The 1,850-nt window shown below is 49.6% G+C and carries 3 protein-coding genes and 1 pseudogene; all 4 read right to left on the bottom strand.

Annotation, left to right across the window (positions count from 1 at the left end):
* Positions 1-62: 62 nt before the first annotated feature.
* Complete coding sequence (locus ACXRVY_RS26815) at positions 63-512, bottom strand: hypothetical protein (protein WP_458238710.1); 450 nt, start codon at positions 510-512, stop codon at positions 63-65.
* Between the two features lie 177 nt (positions 513-689).
* Positions 690-1,067, bottom strand: a complete 378-nt coding sequence (locus tag ACXRVY_RS26820) for an NUDIX hydrolase (RefSeq protein ID WP_457266384.1) — start codon at positions 1,065-1,067, stop codon at positions 690-692.
* Positions 1,030-1,398, bottom strand: a complete 369-nt coding sequence (locus tag ACXRVY_RS26825) for a hypothetical protein (RefSeq protein ID WP_458238711.1) — start codon at positions 1,396-1,398, stop codon at positions 1,030-1,032. The genes ACXRVY_RS26820 and ACXRVY_RS26825 overlap by 38 nt, the downstream gene beginning before the upstream one ends.
* Before the next feature lie 37 nt (positions 1,399-1,435).
* Positions 1,436-1,850 (bottom strand): annotated as a pseudogene (locus tag ACXRVY_RS26830) (recombinase family protein); the annotation flags it as partial.

The following is a 1,850-nucleotide window of genomic DNA, read 5'->3' on the forward strand; positions in this document are numbered from 1 at the left end:
GCTCTGGAGAGGGCAAAAGCATCTTTCCTTGAAGTATCTGTCACTGTATAATTTTGGGGCTTCTATCTTGGCTGATCTTCCAACTCAGCAATCTGCTTATCAATGTCTGCCAGTAAAGCCTGTAGCAACCTCCGCTGTTCCTTGAAGAAATTCAAGCGGAAGTTATTCTCAGACTGTCGTCTCTCTGTAAAAAAACTATTGAAGTTATCCTCGAAGGGAGCAGCAGAGATGGTTGGCTTGAGTCCGAGGGACATGCTGACTACATTGGAAGTTACTGTCTTGGAAGTTACTGCATCAGTCTTGGAAGTATCAGAAGAGCGGACGGCATACCTATCTAGCCAACTTTTGAGGCTGGTAATGTTGGTTTCGTGTAGTTTGCCTTTTGAGTCCATAACGAACTTACGCATATTGGATTTCTGACCAGCAGCCTTGGCATGAGCAACATGCTCTGCCCACTTCACAAGCACCAGCCTCCTCTTTGCTTCTCGCTCTTCCCTCACTGACCAAGACATGTTTGCTTCCTCGGTGTTGTGTTGGTAGGCGTACATTATGAGTGTAGGCGAACATCCCAACTTGCACACTGCCACAGCAGCAGGCTGTGCACTACTCATCACATCTGTAAATGATTACCATGTATTTCTTCAGCCTTTCTTGCGATCCAGCTTGTGTGCAACTCGATATGCACAAGTCTAATTTATGCACTTCATCGAACTATTTGGCTTGGCGAACGAGTCCACGATTGACTTGGTAGCAGGACTGGTCTTCAGGTCGCCAACTTTCGCTCCCCACTTGCAGGCTGCGATCTCGTTCTGGGGCGATGGTTCGGCAGACGTTGCTAAAACAGCCAGAAAAATGTGGTGCAGGACGTTATTTTTCTCCAGCTCTGCAAGGAAGACCAAATTCTGATCCACAAGCCCTGTTTCTTCGCATAGCTCACGGATAGCCGCTTGATGAGGTGTTTCACCTTGCTCGATCTTGCCACCGGGTAGAGCCCATTTCGACTTCTGCTTGCGAACGTAGAGGACTTGGTCATCTCGCCGACAAATTATGGTCGCTCTCTCTTTCATCACCTTTCCACCACCTCTGCACCAAATTGCGGCCACGCTTTTGATTCACGTACAGCTGAGACGCCGATGCATCGATCTGGTCACTGTCATAAACCCGTTGCTTGTAAAGTTTAAGCATTAACGGTGCCAACGTCCTGATCGGCCAGTGCAAATGATGTGCTCGTTTCCACAGAGTCCTCGCCCCGCCGCCAAAATTCCGGTGCACTTTGATATCGGTTTGGTTGGTTGACTGGAAAAATAATGGTGTTTTAACCTGACCTGCTAAGCCAGGTGCGAGGTGGCCAAATGAGCGCCGCCAAAATCGATAAATAAGTCCCAGCTTGCCCTGCATCTGCTGACCACAACTACAGACACAGGGCGAGCATCCATCATACTGCTGTTGTTTCTCGCTTGATCCGGTACACCGTGGCGACACCACAGTCAGCCAGCTTGGCGATCATGTCAGCGGACATGGTTGGATGCTCCTGCATCAGCAACTGAACCTTCTCCCACTTGGCAGTGTTCCTGCCTTTACCTGATGGCTTCCAATCGGGATCAGCAGCACGTTTGTTCTCTAGTCCTTGCCTGATGCGTTCTACACGCTTCTCTTGATCCAGTCGTGCCATGGTAGCCATGAGGTCGATCAGCATATTGTTGATGACGTCCATGATTTGTCCTGTGATTCCCTTCGTCTCAATCAACATATGACTGGTAGGCAGATCAGCCACTACCAATCGAAGCCCCTTGGCCTTGATGGTGACCTTGAGAGTGTCCCAATCAGCCTGTGAGAGGCGACTGAGGCGG

The sequence above is a fragment of the Pseudomonas sp. P5_A2_2 genome, assembly GCF_054177685.1.

Coding starts and splice junctions, on each gene's coding strand:
- ACXRVY_RS26820 (WP_457266384.1), bottom strand. CDS start 1,067: ATGAAAGAGAGAGCGACCATAATTTGTCGGCGAGATGACCAAGTCCTC.
- ACXRVY_RS26825 (WP_458238711.1), bottom strand. CDS start 1,398: ATGCAGGGCAAGCTGGGACTTATTTATCGATTTTGGCGGCGCTCATTT.
- ACXRVY_RS26815 (WP_458238710.1), bottom strand. CDS start 512: ATGTCTTGGTCAGTGAGGGAAGAGCGAGAAGCAAAGAGGAGGCTGGTG.